Genomic DNA, 19,880 nt, shown 5'->3' with positions numbered 1-19,880 from the left:
TCTTCATCGGAATATTCGGTATACAGGACAAGCAAAGGGTTGTAAGGGAATACCCCAATGTCATATGCAAGTGTGGTAGCCTCTCGAGGGGCGAACTGATTGAGGAGTACACCTATTTTCACTTTTTCTTTATCCCGATATTTAAGTGGAACAAAAGGTACTACATGAAGTTCAGGTGCTGCAACAGGATTTTTAGGGTGCCTCCCGACTACGTCGATGAGCTTAAGAACAGCACCGATGTGGACGTAAACAGGCTTGAAGAGGTGCAGACCTATTTCGGCAATCAATGCCCGAGCTGTGGCGCCGTACTCCATCGTTCCTTTGCATATTGCCCCTATTGCGGCCAAAAAGTACATTAAAGAGACGATAGCAGCCAGTTGTTTGATTCCCTATAAAAATTAATATACCGCAAAGATGTAATTAAAAAGGGAATCGCGCTGGCGATTCCCCAGAGAAGAGTTTACCGCAATTCTCCCAGGAAAAATACCGCTAGTGTACCAGGCCCTGAGTGCGACCCTATCACAGGGCCTATTTGATTTATGATTATATCCTTTACCGGGAATTTTGAGCGTATTAGCTCCGCTACGTATTGGGCATCTTCTTCTGAGTCGCTGTGGCTTATGGCAACCACCTGCTGTTCCGGATTGGCGATGTGCTCTTCCATTTTTTCCACCAGTGTCCGAATGGATTTCTTGCGCCCCTTTACTTTAAGCACCGGGACAAGGCGCCCTTCTCTGTCCACGTGGAGTACGGGCTTAATGTCCAGTATGTTGCCAATAAACGCGGCTGTACCCGACAGCCTTCCACTCCTCTTGAGATATTGCAGGTCCTCGACGGTGAACCAGTGATGCATCTTCAGCTTGTTTTGTTCAACCCAGTTTATTATTTCCTTCTTGGATGCGCCTCGTTCCAGCATTTCCATGGCATAGTACACAATTAACCCTTCGCCAAGAGATGCACATTTGGTGTCGATGACGGTTATGTCTGCGTGGGGATATTCCTCCATTACCAAATCCCGGGCCAAAAGTGCGTTATTGTAGCTGCCGCTTAAGGCCGACGAAAAGCACAGGTATATGATCGACTTTTCTTCTGCCGCGTATTTTCTGAAAGCTTCTGCGTAGGTTTGAACGTTGACCTGCGAAGTGGTGGGAGTCTCCCCATCCCTCATAGCGTTGTAAAAATACTTGTATGATATCGTTTGACCAAAGTCATCGACGTATTCATTGCCTTTAAAATTGTACGTAAAGCGTATGAGTGGGATGTCGTGTTGCTTCACGTATTCAAAAGGGAGGTCGCTACAGGTATCTGCAATGATAACGGTTTGCATAAACCTCTCACCTCTTATCCTTCTCGAAATAGTTTTACCCAAGGCTCTCATACATGAGCGGCAAATGCTTTAAAAAAGCTTACTGGCCGTTTTGCGGTATGCTTTTAGGTGTAGCGTATGGATTTTTATCTATTTTTACTATACTATTTACTATGCTATACAAATTATTTATACCACGTAACTCTTCTTAACCAGGCGGTTGTGTTCTGCGCTCCATCTTTCGCCGAGTGTTTTCATATAAAATGACGATGGGTGGGCTAAAGCTCCTGCGGGTGGCATTAGAAGTTGAAGGTGCTCAAAAGGTCATCAAAGTTCTCTCTTCTCCTGATGAGCCTATCATTGCCATTCTTGTCTATCAAAACTTCGGCCGGCCTTAAGCGGCTGTTGTAGTTGGAGGCCATGGAGTAGCCATATGCTCCCGCGTCCATGATGCCGAGGATATAGCCTTCTTTGATGATGGGCAGAAGCCTGTTTTTGGTGATGATGTCGCCGCTTTCGCATATGTTGCCCACCACAGTGGTATTTTGGTATTGGTCCGTTTTAACCGGTTGCCCATTTTGATCATACACCTCCACATCATGATGGGAGTTGTACATGGCGGGACGGATAAGCACGTTGAATCCCAGGTCTGTTCCTACATAAGTGGTATTGTAGCCCTCCTTTACGGCGTATACCTCACCCAGCAGCACGCCGCATTCGGCGACGATGTACCTGCCCGGCTCTATTTGAAAGGCGGGGTAGATGCCGTGCTTTGCCGTCCAGCTGGCTATTATTTCGTTAAGTTGTTCTCCCAGGGCCTTGAGGTCAAGGCGTTTTTCTCCTTCCTGCTTGCGATAGGGTATGCCAAAGCCGCCTCCAAAGTCTATAAACTCCAGCTCGTCGAATTCTTCAGCTATGGATAGGAGGGTTTTCGCGGCCTCGATGTACGGCGTTGGTTCCATAAACAATGAGCCTATGTGCTGATTTATGCCCACCAGCTTCAGGTTATGCTCCTTCAATATGCGCTTTACCTGGGGAATGAGATGGGGATATATCCCGAATTTCGTATTGTTACCGGCTGTCATCACCTTTTCGCTGTGGCCGGCGCCTATTCCAGGATTTATGCGGATGGCCACCTTGCCCCCTGGATTTAAGGCTCCGTACTGCTCTAGCTGTGATAGGGAATCAACGCTTATGGTTACTCCGCTTTCTATGGCAAACTTCATTTCCTGAGGAGATACGTTGTTGCCTATATAGAAGATCTCCTGCGGTTTGAACCCTGCCTTCTGGAGGAAAAATATCTCACCGGGAGATATAGCATCGGCATGCAGCCCTTCTTCATGGATTATCCTGAGCAGGTATATGTTGGAGTTGGCCTTTGTCGAATAGTATACCCGGAACTTGGGATAGGTGACCAGCTTCATCATTTCTCTGCAACGTTGCCTCAGTATACTTTCGTTGTATACATAAAGCGGGCTTCCATATTTTTCAAGAAGACGTTTGGGATTGGTATTTCCATAAAAGCGAACATCTTCCGTGTAGTAGTTCTTCATGCCTTTCCCTCCATATGCAAGCAGGAAAATATCAATTTGCATTTTTAATGATAACACTATAGCAAAAGATTTGTCTATTTGTCAACGTGCTTGTGTGCATGCTGGGAATAACTTATAATTATGTTAAGGGTCCTAGATGGTAATTGGCCAAGGGATGGGCCAAATGGCGAGGGGTGAGATCGGTTGAAGGCCGGCTACATGGAGATATTTGATGACATAAAAAAAGGGAAGATTGACAGGCTGTATTTGTTTTATGGCCAAGAAGAATACGTAAAGGAGCAGGCACTTTTGCAGCTTTCACAGGCGCTTATAGCTCCGGGCCTTAAGGACTTGAATCATCAGGTGCTGGATGGCGAGGCTACCAGCGCTGATGATATCATCAATGCCTGCGAGACATTGCCGGTTATGTCGGATAGAAGGCTGGTGGTGATAAAGGACCTGCCTGCCCTTCTGAGTGGTCGACGCAGCAACATTGACGAGGATAAGCTCAAGAGCTATTTGCCCAGGATCCCCTCTTCCACCTGCCTGGTCTTTTATTGTACCGAGGAGGTCAACCAGCGAAAGGGCCTATTCACCGCCATAGATAAGGCGGGCAAGGTAGTTGAGTTTGAGCTGCTGAAGCCCGAGGAGATAGCGACATGGATAAGAAGCACGCTTAAACGCCACGGTAAGCAGATGGAGCCATCTGCACTAAAGTATTACGTGAGTATTGCCGGCAACAGGCTGGAGGATATATACAACGACCTTCAAAAGCTGATGGCATATATAGGCGATAGGAACGTGATAACCCGCGCTGACATTGATAAAGTGGTGACGCCTGCTGTGGAGTACACCGTATTCCAGCTGGTGGAAGCCATAGGCATGAAAAAGGCTGACCAGGCCTTGGTTCTGCTTCACCAGCTATTGGCCGAGGGGCAAAACATATTTGCGTTGCTGGCTATGATTGCCAGGCAGGTGCGTATAATATTTCAATGCAAGGGCCTTGCCCAAAAAGGGCTTTCGGAAAGAGAGATAGCGCAAAAGCTGGGCCTTCATCCCTATGTCGTCAAAAAGGGGCTGGAACAGAGCCGTTATTTCAGCATGGAACAGCTAAAGAGGGGGCTCAGGGAGTGCTTGAAGGTTGATTACGGTATAAAGAGCGGTAGAATACAGCAGCGCCTGGGGATTGAAATGCTCATCATAAACATGTGCAATAAATGAGCTGGTCCTGCTTGCTGAGACGATGGCTCAATGGTCATAATACAAAATTGCCGCCACACTATCCCTCTTTTGTTGGCCGGGGATAAATGGCGGTTTTTGCGTTTTTGTAAATGGCGGATTTGCGCCTTCAAGGGTGTACGGAAAAGGAGATGTTACTGCGCTACTTGCTGTTGCGCTAATGCACGATTCAAGCGGATGGCCAGTCTTGACTTTTTGCGATTGCCGGTATTTCTGTGAATAACGCCCTTCGACACGGCCATATCGATCTTTTTGACCACCTGCGGGAACAATGCCTTTGCTCCCTCAATATCGCCGGCTTCCAGAGCCTTTTCAAACTTCTTGATCATGGTCTTGACGCTGGAACGTATCATCTTGTTTCTTAGGGTACGCTTTTTTATGATCCTTATCCTCTTAAGGGCCGACTTGGTATTTGCCACCTGTTTCACCTCCTTTACCGCTTCAACGGTAATTATTCTACCATGAGTCAAGCGCTAATGCAAGAATTAAGTTGGCATCAATTCTCTGTTGGTGCAAGTTTGTAGATAGGGGAGGTATGTGGGTAGGATGTTTTCTGATTTTAAGGGTTAAGGTATAAAAGTCAATTCCGATGACAAATTATAAGAAGAGAAGCTTTTGCTCCTTTGGTGGATGTCTTGCTTGAGATCTTCCAATAACCGCCTTTTGTTTAAAAGTTCATCAGTTAGAAAGGATGATGGACAAGTGGGGAGCATACGTACCGATTTGGCCTTGGAAGCGCGGGAACTCTATCAACAACAAAATAGGGATTATATACCCGGGGTCAAGGTTGATGAGGAAGAAGTGGAAGGGGTAAAGATTTCGCGGGTGCACATCTTGTCGCCTTTGGGTCAGGAGAGCCTGGGTAAGCCCCAGGGAAATTATATAACGCTGGAGGCACCGGATATAAAGAACAGGGACCCCGAGTTTCAGCAAACGCTTAGTAAAATCATAGCCCAGGAGATAAAAAAACTGGTAACCTTAAATAAGAATAGCGTGACGCTGGTGGTAGGGTTAGGCAACTGGAACATAACCCCGGATTCGCTGGGGCCCAAGGTAGTTGACAGGTTGTTAGTTACCCGGCATATTCTGGAGTACCTGCCCGACCAAATAGATGACAGGCTACGGCCGGTATGCGCTATAGCCCCCGGCGTACTGGGCATAACCGGCATTGAAACGGGAGAAATAATAAAGGGAATTGTGGATAGGCTAAAGCCCGACCTGGTAATCGCCATAGACGCCCTGGCTTCCCGCAGGACAGACAGGATCGGGATGACCATCCAGATTGCAGATACGGGTATAAGCCCGGGATCTGGTATAGGCAACAAGCGGATGGGGCTCAATAAGGAGACCTTGGGCGTCCCCACCATTGCTATTGGAGTACCCACAGTGGTCTATGCATATACCATAGGGCGCGATTCTCTGCAAATGCTGATAGATAAGTTTGTCGATCATGCTACCGCGGACAGCCAGTTTTATCAGATGCTAAAGCAGATGGGCGAAGAGCAGCTGGATGCTTTGATACATCAGGTGGTAACCCAGGAGCTGGGGGATTTGGTGGTGACTCCTAAGGAGATAGATCTGCTGATAGATTATGTGGCCGACGTGCTGGCCGATGGGCTTAATCTAGCACTCCATGAAGACATGACCATAGAGGATATAAAGTATTTTATAAATTAAGATTGATGAAAGCTGTCATATATCTTTTTAAAGCCGAATATCTATATAAAGTATAATAGATGAAAGAGGGATATGGGGGATGGTGCATATCCGGGTTATTAGAGCCAAAGCCATCGTGTATTACCTTTTGTTGGCGATGGTCATAGGATTGGTGGCCTTTTTTGCCTATCATCTGATAGCCAGGGCATACAAGGGCAATTTATCTGCCATGTTGAAGGATAAGGGTCCCATAGAAGAGGGGAGACAGCTGTATCTGAAGGTGCTCGATGAGTTGAATGACCCGCGAAACATCCTGACATATCAGATGCCGTTTTTGAGCGGCATCTCGGCCGAAAAGGAATCTGTAGAAGAAACTGCCGTGGAAACCAGCGTGTCCCGCGGTGAGTCCATACAGCGCCAAACGGACCCCAATATCGACGGACCGGAAGTTTTTTTAAAGCACGACCCGGATATGTCCGAGGAGATAAAGATAGAGATATCTAAGATAAAGGACGATTTGGGGCCTATTACCCTGACGGGTGAAGGGCCTCAGGTGCTCATATATCATACCCATTCCCGTGAGGCTTACAGGCAAGACCCGAAAAATCCCTATAAAGAGGTTGAGGCCTTTCGCAGCGATGACCTCAATCACACGGTGGTGAGTGTGGGGGAAGAACTGGCAAGGCAGCTGCAGGCCAGAGGAATTCCCGTACTCCATGACCGTACCGAACACGAACAGGGAGACCATTCCACCGCCTATCAAAGGTCGCTGGAGACTATAAAAAAGCGAATGGCAGAATATAAATCGTTGCAGATATTTATAGATTTGCACAGGAATGCATATCAGCCGGGAGCCAAAAACCCCGATGATGAAGTGGTGATCATAGACGGGCAAAGGGTTGCCAAACTGTTTGTAGTCATAGGCACTGGCGAAGGATATGTGGGCGGCTTTCTCGAAAAGCCGAACTGGAAAGAAAATTACAAATTTGCTCTGCGGCTTACCAACAAGTTAAACGAGCTATATCCCGGCATAGCCAAGCCGGTATACGTCAAGCCTTCAAGGTATAACCAGCACGTATCCACAAAGGCGATACTGATTGAGATAGGCAGCAATTTGACTACCTTGGAGGAGGCCAAGAGAACTACCAAATATCTGGCTGAGGCTTTAAGCCAGATTATCGAGTGATTTCGTGAAAGCCTGCATAAAATGCAGGCATATTTTATACCCCATTACGACTTTTTGTATTTTTATGTTCTTCCGTGGTCCTTGCATTCTAACAGTTTCAGGGGTTTCCCCGTTGCAAAGATTTTAGACATTCCTTTTAAAATCGATTCATTGTTCTGATTTCGCATATTAAAAATGGCGCCCATCTTTAATGGCAGTGGTTTGCATTACGGTATGATATCGTTCGCGTTTATTCGCAATTGCCTTTGCATTCTGGGCAATAAATTGATTATACCTACTAAAGGATGCTGCGCTTAATTAAACGTTTCTTCACAGAGACAAGAGTTTGCGTGTTGCTTTTTAATTTAGCCTTTATTATATTATTATGGTAAGAAACAATTATTATGGTAAAAACAATTTGATACGGGAGGTACAGAGGAGGAATAAAATATACTATGCCCAATCCTAGACAGAGCAAAATACGGAATTTTTGTATAATTGCTCATATAGACCATGGAAAGTCCACCCTAGCTGACCGTTTGCTGGAGATGACCGGCACTTTGACCGAAAGGGAAATGCAGGATCAGGTACTGGATACCATGGAACTCGAACGGGAACGTGGTATCACCATTAAAGCCCAGGCTGTGAGGCTTGTATATAAATACAAGGACGGAGAGGAGTATATATTGAACCTTATAGATACTCCAGGCCACGTAGACTTTACCTATGAGGTTTCCAAAAGCCTGGCAGCCTGTGAGGGAGCGTTGCTGGTGGTCGACGCCTCCCAGGGCATACAGGCTCAAACCCTTGCCAACCTCTATTTGGCTCTGGAGCACGACCTGGAAATTATACCGGTGATTAACAAGATCGACCTTCCCAGCGCACGGCCGGATTGGACGAAGCAGCAGATTGAAGAGATGATCGGGCTGGATGCCCAGGATGCACCGCTCATTTCGGCCAAAAACGGAATAGGCATAGAGGAAGTGCTGGACAGGATCATCGAGAGAATACCGCCACCCGAGGGCGATGAGGATGCTCCCTTAAGGGCTCTTATATTCGATTCGTTTTATGATAACTATCGAGGGGTTATCACATACGTTAGGATAAAAGAAGGAACCGTAAAGGCGGGGCAGAGGATCAGGATCATGTCCAACGGCAAGGAGTTTGAGGTCACCGAGGTGGGCATATTCCGACCGCATCTTACTCCCGTGGATGAGCTTAAGGCAGGGGATGTAGGCTATATCGCTGCTGGGATAAAGAATGTGGGCGACACCAGGGTGGGAGATACCATAACCAGCGCCGACAGGCCTGCTTCGGAACCTCTTCCCGGATATAAAAAGCTTCAGCCCATGGTTTATTGCGGCATTTATCCGGCCGATGGAGCAAAATACGAGGATTTGAGGGAAGCGTTGGCCAAGCTTCAGCTCAATGACGCGTCGCTGGTGTTTGAGCCCGAGACGTCGGCTGCCTTGGGGTTTGGTTTCAGGTGCGGCTTCCTGGGGCTGTTGCATATGGAGATCATCCAGGAGCGGCTAGAGCGGGAGTATGACTTAGACCTGGTAACCACTGCTCCCAGCGTGGTGTATCGCGTGTACAAGAAAAACGGCGAAATGATGGAAGTCTCCAATCCCACCGAGATGCCACCGCCTGCTGAGATAGACCACATGGAGGAACCGGTGGTAAAGGCTCAAATCATAACCCCCACCGAGTATGTGGGGGATATCATGGAGCTGTGCCAGGAACGTCGCGGAGAGTACAGGCATATGGAATACCTTGAGAGTACTAGGGTGATGCTGACATACGAGTTACCGCTTAACGAGGTCATATACGACTTTTTTGACGCCCTCAAATCCAGAACAAAGGGATATGCGTCCTTTGATTATGAGCTGATAGGGTATAAGGAGTCCGACCTGGTTAAGCTGGACATTCTGCTCAACGGGCAGGTGGTGGATGCCCTTTCGGTCATAGTTCATAAGGATAAGGCCTATGCCAGGGGTCGAGCCATCGTTCAAAAGCTGAAGGAGGTCATACCCCGCCATCTGTTTGAGATACCCATCCAGGCGGCTATCGGAAGCAGGGTTATAGCCCGCGAGACCATAAAGGCCTTGAGAAAGGACGTCCTTGCCAAGTGTTACGGCGGAGACGTTACCCGCAAGAAAAAGCTGCTGGAAAAGCAGAAGGAAGGCAAAAAGAGGATGCGCCAGGTGGGCTCGGTAGAGGTTCCTCAGGAAGCTTTCATGTCGGTGCTCAAGCTCAATTAGGGAGAAGGGAAGCATATGCGCCAGCTGGGCGTTTATATACACTTTCCGTTTTGCGCAAGAAAATGCCATTACTGCGATTTTCCGTCCTATCAGGGGATGGAACGGTGGATGCAACCCTACCTTGAGGCACTGTGCAGAGAGATACTAGAGTGGAAGGAAAAAGTTCGCGACTATGCTGTCAAAAGCATATATTTGGGAGGTGGCACCCCTACCCTTTTTTCTGGTGAGCAGATAGCCAGACTGTTGGAAATTTGCTTTAACAGCTTTAATGTGCAGAAAAATGCGGAGATCACCGTTGAAGCCAATCCCGGCACCGTTGACATGGCTGACCTTTTCGCTTTAAGGAGCGCTGGAGTCAACCGCTTGAGCATAGGATTGCAGGCGTGGCAGGATAGGCATTTAAGGTTTCTGGGGAGGATACACAGCAGCAGCGATTTTGTTCAGAGCATTATGTACGCAAAGGAGGCTGGGTTTGAAAATATAAATGTCGATGTGATGTTTGGGCTGCCCTCTCAGACGATTGAGGAATGGCTGGAGACACTCGAGAAGGTGTGCTCATTGAAAATACAACACATATCCATGTACAGCCTAAAGGTGGAGGACGGCACTCCGTTACATCGATGGTATGAAGAGGGAAAGTTTTCGCTTCCAAGCCAGGAAGAGGACAGGCTCATGTACTACAAAGGTAGGGAGTACGTCAAGCGATTTGGGCTTAGGCAGTACGAAATATCCAATTTCGCCATACCGGGGAAGGAATGTGTCCACAACCTTATATACTGGCACAACGAAGAGTATATAGGATGCGGAAGTGGAGCGCATTCCTATTTTAATGATGAAAGGTTTTCAAATACCAGCGATGTGGAGGAGTATATACGTGCGGTAACCGATGGTACGCCGAAGATAAACTACCGTGAAAGGATAGGGGAAGAGAATGAGCGCTTTGAGACCATAATGATGGGGCTTCGCCTGGTGGAGGGCGTCAATAAACAGAAATTTAAGGCCAGATTTGGCAAGGATATAGAGTTCTACTACGGCAAAGCCATAAGAAAGCTGGTGGAGCAGGGGCTTTTGATAGATGATGAGGTTTCCATCAAGCTTACAGAAAAGGGGATGGATGTCCAAAATGTCGCTTTGCTGGAATTTATGCAATAGCATAAAAACCTATTGACAAATAAGTGGCAAAGTGTTAACTTAATTATAGATTAGCACTCAACAGTTGAGAGTGCTAACAGGAAGAGGGGTGATATCTATGCAACTGGGAAAGCGCAAGCTGCAGATACTGCAGGCGGTGATAGACGATTACATCTGTTCGGGAGAGCCGGTAGGCTCCAGAACGATAGCAAAAAAATACGGCATGGGTATCAGCCCTGCTACCATAAGGAATGAAATGTCTGATCTGGAAGAGATGGGATACTTACATCAGCCGCACACGTCAGCAGGGCGTATTCCATCGGATAAGGCATACCGGCTGTATGTGGACAAATTGATGAAGATCAGGATGCTCACCGCTGTTGAAGCTGAACACATCAAGAAGATATACGAGCAGAAGACAACTGAAATAGAGAAAATCATAGAGCAGGTGGCTAAGGTGCTATCCGATATTACCAATTATACCTCGGTGGTGCTAGGGCCCCAGCTCAACAAGATATTGATAAAGCGCATCCAGTTGATACCTGTAGAAGGGCAATATACCCTATTGGTGGTGGTAACCTCTGCTGGCATAATAAAGGATACCATTATCCGGGTGCCGGCCGATATCGATCCGGGATATCTAGATCGAGTTTCCAACATGCTTACCGAGCACTATCGCGATAAGACGTTTGCAGAAGTGGATATAAACTCCATCCAGGATGTGCAGAAGGAGATGAGCAAACAGAGGGAATTTTTCAATTCCCTGATAGATGCTTTAACTGAGAGCATTGCTCAGAAGGAACAGACGGAAGTGTACTTGGGAGGCACTACCAATATATTCAATTTCCCGGAATACCGGGATATCATGAAGGCGAGGACATTCTTGAGCTTTATGGAGCAGAAGAATTTGCTGTACAACCTTCTGAGCAAGTATGATAAACAAGGGGTAAGGGTGATCATAGGGACCGAGAACGAGTACGAGCAGATGAAAGAATGCAGCATAGTTATGGCCACCTATAGCATAGGGGATAAGGTGCTGGGTACCTTGGGCCTTATAGGGCCTACCCGCATGGAATATTCCAAGGCGGTTTCTGTGGTTCGCTACGTGGGCGAGACGGTGAGCAAGTACCTGACTTCCCTTTTTGAGGAATAGCATGATTTTTTAGCTGTCTGCAAAATATCTAGAAGGCGGTGAAATTTTTAATGGATAACCAGAATTTGCCAAAGGAAGACCAGCTTAAGGATCAGGCCATTGATGAGAAAGAGGATTTAAAGCATGATATCCGAGACGCTGTTGCCGGCGAAGGCAATCAGAGCGATGAGCCTTGCGATCGGGGCGATAAGCCCTTAGAGAAGTGCACTGCTGAAGGAGCAGTTAAACAGCAACAAGAGGAGGGCTGTGTGGAGAATGAACAGCCCCTTCCTACTGTTGAGAGCCTGCAACAGCAGCTTGAGAAGGCCATGCAGGAGAGAGATGAATATCTTTCGCTGGCACAAAGGATTCAGGCCGATTTTGACAATTATCGAAGGAGAAATAAAAACGCCATAGCTGAAGCATATGATGCGGCGACTGCCGATGTCGTAAAGGCATTTTTGCCCGTTTTGGATAACCTGGAAAGGGCTCTCGATTCGGCCAAAGAAAGTTCTTCCCATGAGGCCATCGCTAAGGGTGTTGAAATGGTAGTGCGGCAGTTTAAAGATGTGCTCAACAAATTGGGAGTGGAAGAGATAGAAGCTCTGGGTAAGAGCTTTGATCCGGAACTTCATGAGGCCGTGATGAGAGCCGAGTGCGAGGAGGGTGTTGAGGATAACACCGTGGTTGAAGTTCTTCAAAAAGGCTATAAATACAAAGATAGGGTAATACGCCACAGCATGGTTAAAGTGGCTGTCAAGCAATAGTTTTCGAAATTTAAATTGGAGGATAAAAGGAGGAATAAATATGGGAAAGGTGATTGGTATAGACCTTGGGACTACTAATTCATGCGTTGCTGTTATGGAAGGAGGACAACCGGTAGTAATCCCTAATGCAGAAGGTGCTAGAGTGACTCCTTCTGTTGTAGCCTTTACCAAGACGGGAGAGCGCTTGGTGGGGCAGGTAGCCAAGCGGCAGGCCATAACCAACCCTGAACGCACCGTGATCTCCATAAAGAGGCGCATGGGTACCAATTACAGGGTTAAAATAGATGATAAAGAGTATTCGCCTGAGGAAATATCAGCAATGATCCTTATGAAGCTGAAGCAGGATGCAGAGGCCTATCTGGGTGAACCCATAACACAAGCCGTTATCACCGTACCGGCTTACTTCAGCGATAGCCAGCGCCAGGCTACCAAGAATGCGGGAAGGATTGCGGGGCTGGAGGTGCTGCGCATAATCAACGAGCCTACCGCTGCGGCTTTGGCGTACGGACTTGACAAAGAGGGCAACCAAAAGATACTGGTGTATGACCTGGGCGGTGGTACCTTTGACGTATCCATACTTGAAATCGGCGATGGCGTGTTCGAAGTGTTGGCTACCAGCGGCAACAATCGCTTGGGAGGAGATGACTTTGATCAGAGGATCATCGATTACATAGCCGATGAATTTATGAAGGAACACGGCATCGACCTGAGAAAGGATAAGATGGCTCTGCAGAGGCTAAAGGAGGCAGCTGAAAAAGCCAAGATAGAGCTTTCCAGCACCCTTACTACCAACATAAACCTCCCCTTCATCACGGCCGATGCTTCTGGTCCCAAACACCTGGACATGACGCTTACCAGGGCCAAGTTTGAGGAGCTTACGGCTGACCTGGTGGAGATGACCATGGGACCGCTGAGACAGGCGCTCAGCGACGCCGGCCTTACTCCCGATGACATAGACAAGGTAATCCTCGTGGGAGGTTCCACCAGGATTCCTGCGGTTCAGGAAGCCGTGAAGAAGGCTACCGGCAAGGAGCCCTACAAGGGAATCAACCCTGACGAGTGCGTAGCCATTGGTGCCGCTATTCAGGCTGCCGTTCTGGCAGGAGAGGTAAAAGATGTGCTGCTGCTTGACGTCACTCCCCTTTCGCTGGGTATCGAGACGTTGGGTGGGGTATTTACCAAGATCATAGAGAGGAATACCACCATACCCACCAGAAAGAGCCAGATATTCACTACTGCTGCCGATGGTCAGACCAGCGTAGAGATACACGTGCTGCAGGGCGAGCGGCCCATGGCGGCTGACAACAAGACCCTTGGGCGTTTTATACTGGACGGAATACCTCCTGCTCCCAGGGGCGTACCTCAGATAGAGGTGACGTTTGATATAGACGCTAACGGCATCGTACATGTTTCTGCAAAGGATCTAGGTACGGGTAAGGAGCAGAAGATTACCATTACGGCAACCACTCACCTGTCCGAAGAAGAGATACAAAGGGCCATTAAGGACGCCGAAAGGTATGCCGAGGAGGACAAGAAACGTAAGCAGCTAGTGGAGGCCAAGAACAATGCCGACTCCCTCATCTACAACACCGAGAAGACCTTGAGGGAGATGGGTGATAAGGTCAGCAAGGAGGATAAGGACAGGATTCAGAAGGAAATAGAAGCCACCAGGAAGGCCGTTGAGAGCAACGATATAGACAAGATCAAGGCTGCCACCGAGAAGCTCACGCAGGTGTCGTATGAGATATTCGGCAGGATATATCAGCAACAGGCCAAGGCTTCAGGCGGCGCTTCAGGCCAGAATGCGGCAGGAAAGGGAAAGAGTGCAAAGGATGATGATGTAGTAGATGCCGATTATGAAGTGATGGACGACAATAAATAATTGGTGTATAATAATGAGTGTTTGTAACCTGGAAAAAGCCAAAACCCTAGCGGTTTTGGCTTTTTCCAGAATTCTTTTTTGTTGTGCGCGCTGTGGGAGGCATGGCTGAAAGGTGGTGGACGGCGTTGGAAAAGAAGAAGGACTACTACGAGATACTAGGAGTGGATCGCAACGCTACCGAGGATGAAATCAAGAGGGCTTATAGGAATCTAGCTAAGAAGTATCATCCCGATTTAAATCCTGGTGATCCTGAAGCCGAAGCCAAGTTCAAGGAGATCAACGAAGCTTATAACGTGCTTATCAATCCCGAGACCCGTGCCCAGTATGATAGGTATGGCCATGAAGGGCCTACTGGGCAAGGGTTTGGCGGATTTGATTTCGGCGGCATAGATGATATATTCGACATGTTCTTCGGGGATATAGGGTTTGGTACTTCTGCAAGGCGCCGGAGGAATGCGCCTGTACGGGGGGCCGATATACGCTATGACCTGGATATATCCTTTGAGGAAGCGGCCTTTGGTACCAAAAAGGAGATAGAAGTTGCGCGCATGGAAGTTTGCCCTGAATGCAGGGGTACAGGCGCAAAGAGCGGTACACATCCGGTAACCTGTCCGGTATGTAAGGGGACGGGCGAGGTTTCGTATTCACAGACTACTGCTTTTGGACGCTTTGTAAATGTGAGGACGTGTGAAAGGTGCCATGGAGAGGGTACCATAATAGAGGATCCGTGCAGGCGCTGCAATGGCAGGAAGAAGATAAGAAGAATAAGGAAAATCAGCATAAATATTCCCGCTGGAATTGATACCGGTCAGGTCATAACCTTAAGAGGCGAAGGCGAAGCGGGAGAGCACGGCGGTCCTCCGGGAGACCTGTACGTGTATATAACGGTACTACCTCATAAGGTTTTCAAACGGGAAGGCTATGATCTGTACTGCGAGGTGCCCATAACTTTCGGTCAGGCAGCGCTGGGCGCCGAGATTGAGGTGCCCACCCTTGAAGGAAAGATAAAGTACCGCATTCCCGAAGGTACGCAGCCCGGAACGGTGTTTCGCTTGAGAAATAAAGGCATTCCCCATTTGAGAAGCAACGCGCGAGGAGACCTGTACGTCAAGGTAAACGTAGAGGTGCCCAGGCGGCTTACCGAAAAGCAGAAGGAGCTTATAAGGCAATTTGAGGAATTGAGCAGGGAATACAGGGAGCAAGATGAGAAAAAGTCCTTTTTCGATAAGATGAAAGACGCTTTTGGAGTTTAACCGGCTATATGGCGGTTTATCAATTCAATGAAGGCGGAGGGGTGGAGGATGAACTGGATAGAGATAAGCATAAAGACCACTCATGAAGGGGTGGATGTGATGGCCCAGCCCCTGTATGAGGCGGGGGTTGAGGGGGTTGTCATCGAGGATCCCAGGGATATTTCCGCCTTCATTGAGGAAAATGCTGATTGGGAACTGGTGGATGAGTCGCTTTTGAAAAATCTAAATGATGAGGTGACCATCAAGGGGTACCTGCCCAATGATGCCGAGTTTCACGATAAGCTTCAATATATCAGGGAAAGGATAGAGTGGCTAAAAGGGCAGGATCTGGGATTTGATGTGGGATCGGGCGAGCTGAGCCTTACCAGCATGCATGAGGAGGACTGGGCAAACAACTGGAAGAAGTATTTCAAGCCTGTCAAAGTAGGACAAAGGATTGTGGTCAAGCCTACATGGGAAGAATACCTCCCTCAGGAAGGGGAGATAGTGCTGGAGCTTGATCCCGGCATGGCATTCGGGACGGGGACTCATCAGACCACCATTCTATGCATACAGGAGCTAGAAAAGCGCGTTTTTCCTTCGTGCTGCGTACTTGACGTGGGCTGCGGGACGGGCATTCTGGCCATAGCTTCTTTGCTTTTAGGAGCAAGCCATGCAGTGGCGGTGGACATCGATGCCAATGCTGTAAGGATTGCTCGCCAGAACGCCATGCAAAATGGAGTGCTTTCTCGGATGGATGTGTTGCAGGGCAACCTGGTTGATGGCGTACAGGGCAAATACGACCTGGTTGTAGCCAACATCATAGCCGACGCCATCATCGCCCTTGCACGGCCGGCCAAGGACCTTTTGAAGGCAGGCGGTATTTTCATAGCTTCGGGTATCATACTCGATCGGCTGGATGACGTGCTGAAGGCTCTTGAAAGGGAAGGCTATGATCAGATGGAGTATCGCACCATGGACGACTGGGCGGTGGTGGTGGCCAGACATGCATAGGTTTTTTATAGATAGACAGCAAATTATGAACGATACGGCATTTATTGAGGGCGAGGATGCCGAGCACATCTCCAGAGTGCTTCGATTGCGCCGGGGAGATGCGGTAGAGCTGTGCGACGGCCAGGGGAACGATTATGAAGCCGTAATAGAGAGCGTGAGCAAGAATGAGGTGGAGGTCCATATAGAGAGGTGTTTTCCAAGTCGGGGCGAGCCCAGGGTCAAGGTGGTGCTGTATCAGGCTATTCCCAAAAGCTCCAAGATGGACCTCATAATACAGAAGTGCGTTGAGCTGGGAGTCCATAAGGTGATCCCGGTGATCACCGCAAGGACCATAGTGAAGCTCAAAGCTGCTCGAGATGAAATCCATAAGGTTTCCCGCTGGCAGAGGATTGCCAAAGAAGCCGCCAAGCAGAGCAGAAGGGGAATCATCCCCGAGGTATCTCTGCCGGTGCCCTTTAGCCAGGCTATAGGCCAGTCGCCTGAGATGCTTCGCATATTCCCGTGGGAGAACGAAAGGAAGGCAGGCCTCAAAGGGGTTTTTGAAGCGACAAGTAGCTGGAAGGATGGCATAGCCGTTATGGTAGGCCCCGAAGGCGGCTGGGAAGAACAAGAGGTTGAGGCGGCAAGGGATACTGGATGGAACATCGTTTCCCTGGGGCCCAGGATATTGAGGACCGAGACGGTAGGAATGGCCATATTATCTGCAATCATGTTTTATACAGGGGAGATGCAATGGACGGCGGAGTAGGAAAAAGAGTTGCTTTTTATACCTTAGGGTGCAAGGTAAATCAGTACGATACCCAGGCCATGATGGAGCAGTTTGAAAGCCGTGGGTATCGCATAGTGGATTTCGATGAAAAGGCCGATATATATGTGATCAATACCTGTACCGTAACTAACCTTGCCGATAGGAAGTCCAGGCAGATGATACGCAAGGCCTATCGGACCAATCCCGAGGCAGCCATAGTGGTGGTGGGCTGCTTTGCCCAGAGGTCAGCCGAAGAAGCGGCTAAAATCCCTGGCGTCAAGCTGGTGCTGGGCACGCAGGAACGGCACAGAATCGTGGATTTGGTGGAGCAGGCTCAATCGAGCGGAGAAGTGATGGTGGACGTCAGGGATATAATGAAGGTTAGGGAATTCGAGAACACACCCATAAGCTCATATGAAGGAAGGACCAGGGCCATCCTCAAGGTCCAGGAGGGCTGCAACCAGTTTTGCACTTACTGCATAATACCATACACACGAGGCCCCATACGGAGCAGGCGCCCGCAGGAAGTATTGGAGGAGGCAAGGCGTTTAGCGGATGCGGGATTTAAGGAGATAGTGCTGACGGGGATCCATCTGGCCTCATATGGAATGGATCTTCAAAAGGAGCTGGAGGGTGTCAACCTGGTATATCTGCTCGAGAAATTAAATGCCATAGAGGGGCTAGCCAGGATACGCTTGGGTTCAATCGAGCCCAATTTCATAACCCCCGAGTTTGTGAAGGGGATTGTAAAACTTCACAAGGTGTGCCGGCATTTTCACGTTCCGCTTCAAAGCGGTAGCGATACCGTTCTTCAGAGGATGAAAAGGCGGTACACCACACAACAGTATGGTCAGGCCATAGGCATGATACGCGATAGTTTTCCCGATGCCGCCATAACCACCGATGTGATGGTGGGCTTCCCCGGGGAGACCGATGCCGAGTTTGAGGAAACCGTGAATTTTGTACAGGAGATAGGTTTTAGCAGGTTGCACGTGTTTCAGTACTCTCGCAGGGAGGGGACTCCGGCGGCGCAATTCCCCAATCAGGTACCATTGAAGATAAAGGAGCAGCGCAGCCGCGTACTGATAGATGTTGGACACAGGATGGCACAGCGTTATATGGAGGGCTTTGTGGGCAGAGTTGAGGAGGTCTATTTCGAGCAGGAAAGCCCCTGCGGGGCTCAAACCTATGAAGGATATACCCAGCACTATATAAGGGTTGTGGCGCATGGCCAACGGAATTTGAAGGGACAGATCCTCAAAGTCGAACTGAAGGAAGTAAAGGATGATTACATGGTGGGCAAGGTACAAGGCGGTTGATGTCAGATAAAATTGGCTGTCCTATAAAGATGAAGGATGATTTAATGGCCAATATGTGGTAGAATTATGTATGGGTAGAATTTAAAACCACGTGAGGAGGTAATCTTATGGAGGACTGTATATTCTGCAGGATAGTGAACAAGCAAATTCCTTCCAGGATAGTTTATGAGGATGACAGCATACTAGCCTTTCATGATATTGACCCCAAAGCGCCCGTACACGTGCTGGTAATACCCAAGCAGCACATTTCTTCCGTCAATGAGGTGACCCAGGAAAACAGCCAGGTGATAGCCCACCTATTTGCTAACCTGCCTAAGATTGCTGAAAAATTGGGCATAAAGGACAGTGGCTACAGGGTAGTGGTAAATTGCGGCAAGGATGCAGGACAAGCGGTAAACCATCTGCATTACCATGTGCTGGGCGGCAGAAGCCTTACTTGGCCGCCGGGCTGATGCCATCGATTTTTTGTTTGTTGACACGCGAGGGAAGCAGAGGTTATAATAATTACATTGCTGCACGTGATTGACCCTTTTGCAGACGACAGCAAGTTGGGATTTTAATGTGGGTTGATGGGCCTGCGCTTTTGTAGGTCTGCAGGCTTGTTGATAATCGTGTTGGCGGAGGGAGGGAAAAGGTATGGCAGAAGTTGAAGTCAGGGTTGGAGAAAACGAATCGTTTGAGAGCGCTTTAAGGCGGTTTAAGCGCCAGTGTGCCCGTGCAGGCGTTCTGGCTGAGCTACGCAAGCGAGAGCACTATGAAAAGCCCAGCGTACGACGCAAGAAAAAGGCTGAAGCGGCTCGCAGAAAGAGAAGATACCGCTAATTTGCGGTAGAAGAAGGCTATCCCTCCCTCGATCGGCGAAGAGAAGGCTGTGTGAAAGCAGGCTATGAAATGACATCTGTGGCAGTAAAAAAGCTTTTTTGAATGACAAGCGCTACAAGGGGAGGAAATGATTCTCAAATTATAAACCTGGTGCGTGTGCACCAGGTTTTTTAGTATAAATATGATGTATTGCAAAAATTAATTGATGCATAATTGTGCTATAATGATGAAAGTTGATGCAATATATAGTATAATAAAAACGGGAGTACCAAGCTGGTTAGGCGAATAGCTTTGAAGGCGGAGCACACAATGAAGGGGGGAGGGGGTTGTGAAGCACAAGCGCATAGGTGATCTTATAGTCTTTTTAGTGGCTTTGTTTACCGCATACCAGCTGGTGGCTTTTGTGGATTTTAAAACCAATTATGTGAGCTACCACGAAGGCGTTGTGAAGATATCGGTAGCGCCATCCCCTCCTCTTGACAGGAGCGATGTATCAAGGGTTGCGCCCTATGACCAGTTTGAGGACGGTAGCGATATGCTAACTGAAGATAGTAAGGAAATACTGCTCTTGAGCTTCAATATACGCCATGGGATGGACCACGATGGCAAGGAGAGCTTGGACTCCATAATAGAGGAGATCAAGGATTCTAAGGCGCATATCATTGCCCTTCAGA

At 48.4% G+C, this 19,880-nt stretch carries 19 protein-coding genes; 16 read left to right on the top strand and 3 right to left on the bottom strand.

The window, feature by feature from the left end; translation table 11 throughout:
• Positions 1-359: zinc ribbon domain-containing protein (locus tag FWJ59_RS02600; protein ID WP_414480431.1), on the top strand; the 359-nt coding region annotated here is incomplete at its 5' end.
• Positions 360-460: 101 nt separating this feature from the next.
• On the opposite strand, the gene FWJ59_RS02595 is transcribed toward FWJ59_RS02600, so the two are convergent.
• Entirely contained in the window at positions 461-1,327 is an 867-nt protein-coding gene (locus FWJ59_RS02595) for a DegV family protein (protein ID WP_414480430.1), read from the bottom strand.
• Between the two features lie 278 nt (positions 1,328-1,605).
• Positions 1,606-2,859 carry a diaminopimelate decarboxylase gene (gene lysA / locus FWJ59_RS02590; protein ID WP_414480429.1) on the bottom strand — a complete coding sequence of 418 codons (1,254 nt, stop codon included), beginning with the start codon at positions 2,857-2,859 and terminating at the stop codon, positions 1,606-1,608.
• 183 nt (positions 2,860-3,042) lie between these two features.
• On the opposite strand from lysA, the gene holA reads away from it, so the two are divergent.
• On the top strand, positions 3,043-4,059 hold the full coding sequence (holA, locus tag FWJ59_RS02585; protein WP_414480428.1) for a DNA polymerase III subunit delta: 1,017 nt from the start codon (positions 3,043-3,045) through the stop codon (positions 4,057-4,059).
• A 152-nt stretch (positions 4,060-4,211) separates the two neighbouring features.
• Here holA and rpsT read toward each other — a convergent pair whose 3' ends face one another.
• Positions 4,212-4,496: a 30S ribosomal protein S20 gene (rpsT, locus tag FWJ59_RS02580; RefSeq protein ID WP_414480427.1), complete on the bottom strand. Its 285-nt coding sequence runs from the start codon at positions 4,494-4,496 to the stop codon at positions 4,212-4,214.
• 283 nt (positions 4,497-4,779) lie between these two features.
• On the opposite strand from rpsT, the gene gpr reads away from it, so the two are divergent.
• The 14 genes from gpr to FWJ59_RS02510 form a co-directional block, all read left to right on the top strand.
• Positions 4,780-5,754: a GPR endopeptidase gene (gene gpr / locus FWJ59_RS02575; RefSeq protein ID WP_414480426.1), complete on the top strand. Its 975-nt coding sequence runs from the start codon at positions 4,780-4,782 to the stop codon at positions 5,752-5,754.
• Between the two features lie 79 nt (positions 5,755-5,833).
• Entirely contained in the window at positions 5,834-6,919 is a 1,086-nt protein-coding gene (spoIIP, locus tag FWJ59_RS02570) for a stage II sporulation protein P (protein WP_414480425.1), read from the top strand.
• 434 nt (positions 6,920-7,353) lie between these two features.
• Positions 7,354-9,159, top strand: coding sequence for a translation elongation factor 4 (gene lepA, locus FWJ59_RS02565; RefSeq protein ID WP_414480424.1), 1,806 nt, complete (start codon positions 7,354-7,356; stop codon positions 9,157-9,159).
• Positions 9,160-9,174: 15 nt separating this feature from the next.
• Positions 9,175-10,311 carry a radical SAM family heme chaperone HemW gene (hemW, locus tag FWJ59_RS02560; RefSeq protein ID WP_414480423.1) on the top strand — a complete coding sequence of 379 codons (1,137 nt, stop codon included), beginning with the start codon at positions 9,175-9,177 and terminating at the stop codon, positions 10,309-10,311.
• A 97-nt stretch (positions 10,312-10,408) separates the two neighbouring features.
• Positions 10,409-11,443 (top strand): heat-inducible transcriptional repressor HrcA, encoded by a 1,035-nt coding sequence (gene hrcA, locus FWJ59_RS02555; protein WP_414480422.1) that lies wholly within the window; start codon positions 10,409-10,411, stop codon positions 11,441-11,443.
• A gap of 50 nt (positions 11,444-11,493) precedes the next feature.
• Complete coding sequence (gene grpE / locus FWJ59_RS02550; RefSeq protein ID WP_414480421.1) at positions 11,494-12,189, top strand: nucleotide exchange factor GrpE; 696 nt, start codon at positions 11,494-11,496, stop codon at positions 12,187-12,189.
• Between the two features lie 40 nt (positions 12,190-12,229).
• Positions 12,230-14,071: a molecular chaperone DnaK gene (dnaK, locus tag FWJ59_RS02545; protein ID WP_414480420.1), complete on the top strand. Its 1,842-nt coding sequence runs from the start codon at positions 12,230-12,232 to the stop codon at positions 14,069-14,071.
• Positions 14,072-14,196: 125 nt separating this feature from the next.
• Positions 14,197-15,324 carry a molecular chaperone DnaJ gene (dnaJ, locus tag FWJ59_RS02540; RefSeq protein WP_414480432.1) on the top strand — a complete coding sequence of 376 codons (1,128 nt, stop codon included), beginning with the start codon at positions 14,197-14,199 and terminating at the stop codon, positions 15,322-15,324.
• A 48-nt stretch (positions 15,325-15,372) separates the two neighbouring features.
• On the top strand, positions 15,373-16,317 hold the full coding sequence (gene prmA, locus FWJ59_RS02535) for a 50S ribosomal protein L11 methyltransferase (protein WP_414480419.1): 945 nt from the start codon (positions 15,373-15,375) through the stop codon (positions 16,315-16,317).
• Positions 16,310-17,065, top strand: a complete 756-nt coding sequence (locus FWJ59_RS02530) for a 16S rRNA (uracil(1498)-N(3))-methyltransferase (RefSeq protein ID WP_414480418.1) — start codon at positions 16,310-16,312, stop codon at positions 17,063-17,065. Before prmA ends, FWJ59_RS02530 begins: the two co-directional genes overlap by 8 nt.
• Positions 17,050-18,384, top strand: coding sequence for a tRNA (N(6)-L-threonylcarbamoyladenosine(37)-C(2))-methylthiotransferase MtaB (gene mtaB, locus FWJ59_RS02525; RefSeq protein WP_414480417.1), 1,335 nt, complete (start codon positions 17,050-17,052; stop codon positions 18,382-18,384). Before FWJ59_RS02530 ends, mtaB begins: the two co-directional genes overlap by 16 nt.
• A gap of 107 nt (positions 18,385-18,491) precedes the next feature.
• Complete coding sequence (locus FWJ59_RS02520; RefSeq protein WP_414480416.1) at positions 18,492-18,836, top strand: histidine triad nucleotide-binding protein; 345 nt, start codon at positions 18,492-18,494, stop codon at positions 18,834-18,836.
• 184 nt (positions 18,837-19,020) lie between these two features.
• A complete protein-coding gene (gene rpsU, locus FWJ59_RS02515) occupies positions 19,021-19,206 on the top strand; it encodes a 30S ribosomal protein S21 (protein WP_414480415.1) in 186 nt (61 codons plus the stop codon).
• Between the two features lie 328 nt (positions 19,207-19,534).
• A partial coding sequence (locus FWJ59_RS02510) for an endonuclease/exonuclease/phosphatase family protein (protein ID WP_414480414.1) occupies positions 19,535-19,880 on the top strand: 346 nt, incomplete at its 3' end.

The organism is Caldicoprobacter sp. (genome assembly GCF_047459465.1).
In the GTDB taxonomy this organism is placed as follows: Bacteria; Bacillota; Clostridia; order Caldicoprobacterales; family Caldicoprobacteraceae; genus Caldicoprobacter.
This window is presented reverse-complemented; position numbering and strand designations above follow the sequence as displayed.

What these genes read in the sequence shown, in the direction of transcription:
- FWJ59_RS02595 (WP_414480430.1), bottom strand. Translation starts at nt 1,327, where the DNA reads ATGCAAACCGTTATCATTGCAGATACCTGTAGCGACCTCCCTTTTGAA.
- lysA (WP_414480429.1), bottom strand. Translation starts at nt 2,859, where the DNA reads ATGAAGAACTACTACACGGAAGATGTTCGCTTTTATGGAAATACCAAT.
- spoIIP (WP_414480425.1), top strand. Translation starts at nt 5,834, where the DNA reads ATGGTGCATATCCGGGTTATTAGAGCCAAAGCCATCGTGTATTACCTT.
- lepA (WP_414480424.1), top strand. Translation starts at nt 7,354, where the DNA reads ATGCCCAATCCTAGACAGAGCAAAATACGGAATTTTTGTATAATTGCT.
- hemW (WP_414480423.1), top strand. Translation starts at nt 9,175, where the DNA reads ATGCGCCAGCTGGGCGTTTATATACACTTTCCGTTTTGCGCAAGAAAA.
- hrcA (WP_414480422.1), top strand. Translation starts at nt 10,409, where the DNA reads ATGCAACTGGGAAAGCGCAAGCTGCAGATACTGCAGGCGGTGATAGAC.
- grpE (WP_414480421.1), top strand. Translation starts at nt 11,494, where the DNA reads ATGGATAACCAGAATTTGCCAAAGGAAGACCAGCTTAAGGATCAGGCC.
- dnaK (WP_414480420.1), top strand. Translation starts at nt 12,230, where the DNA reads ATGGGAAAGGTGATTGGTATAGACCTTGGGACTACTAATTCATGCGTT.
- prmA (WP_414480419.1), top strand. Translation starts at nt 15,373, where the DNA reads ATGAACTGGATAGAGATAAGCATAAAGACCACTCATGAAGGGGTGGAT.
- FWJ59_RS02530 (WP_414480418.1), top strand. Translation starts at nt 16,310, where the DNA reads ATGCATAGGTTTTTTATAGATAGACAGCAAATTATGAACGATACGGCA.
- mtaB (WP_414480417.1), top strand. Translation starts at nt 17,050, where the DNA reads ATGGACGGCGGAGTAGGAAAAAGAGTTGCTTTTTATACCTTAGGGTGC.
- FWJ59_RS02520 (WP_414480416.1), top strand. Translation starts at nt 18,492, where the DNA reads ATGGAGGACTGTATATTCTGCAGGATAGTGAACAAGCAAATTCCTTCC.
- rpsU (WP_414480415.1), top strand. Translation starts at nt 19,021, where the DNA reads ATGGCAGAAGTTGAAGTCAGGGTTGGAGAAAACGAATCGTTTGAGAGC.